Below are 946 nucleotides of genomic sequence, written 5' to 3' on the forward strand. Positions count from 1 at the left end.
GTTTCACCTTCATTCACTGGTGCTGCTGAAGCCGCTGATGGCTGGCTTTCAGTAGCTTTCGCGCGTGGGTCGTTGTGTGCAAGTTTTGCTTCACCTCGCTGGCGACGGCGTGCTGGGCGCTGAGGCTTAAAGGTACTAGCGTTTGAGTTTGCAACGGCAACCGAAACATCAGGGCTTGATTTAGACTCTGCAGCTTCCGGCTTCGGCTCAGGCTTTTTCTCCACTAGAGCTTTTGCCGTTTCAGCTTTTTCTGCTGGTGCTTCAGATTGGGCTTTGGTTCCTGATGCTTGTTCGCCAGTGGCTTCTTTTTCTGAGCTTGGGCTACGACGACGGCGACGACGTTGCGGTGCCGGTTTTGTATCGTCTTCTTTCGCTTCAGTTTCAGCAGTCGTTACGGCCTCAGCTTGCGCAGATGGCTTTTCAGCTTTTTCTGCTTTTGTTTCGGCTTTAGGCGCTTCTTCTTTTGAAGTTTTGCTTACTGCGGTATCATTCGGTGTTGCACTTTCAGGCTCCGACGCTGCTTTTTCTGCTGGCTTTTCAGCGCTAGTTGCTTTTGCGTTAGCCGTTGCTTTTTCTGTCGAATCAGCAGTTGGCTGAGTGACTTTCTCAGCAGGCGCTGCTGTTTTGGCAACTGGTTCTGCTGCCGGAGCTTTTTCAGTAGCAGGCGTTTCAGTGCTTGCAGCTTCAGTTGCCGTCGTGTTTTCCGCTTTAGGTGCATTACGACGACGGTTGCGGCGACGATTGTTTGAGCGTGGCGCTTTCTCTTGCGTCGCGTTCGAGTCGTTTTGTGCTGCGTCCGTTGCTGCAACAGGTGCTTCTTGAGCATCCGTTGTCGCTTTTTCTGCTTCCGCTTTTGCTGGCGCTACTTTTGCCAACTCTTCATCAGAGATAGGCTCAGGGCGTGGCTTCTCGCGATACTTCTGATTGTTAGAACCTGCATTGCGTT

At 52.0% G+C, this 946-nt stretch carries 1 protein-coding gene; it reads right to left on the minus strand.

What is annotated here, in order from left to right; all coding sequences use genetic code 11:
• Window positions 1–946: hypothetical protein (locus A3739_RS30385; protein ID WP_197472559.1), on the minus strand; the 946-nt coding region annotated here is incomplete at both ends.

The organism is Oleiphilus sp. HI0067 (assembly GCF_001635735.1).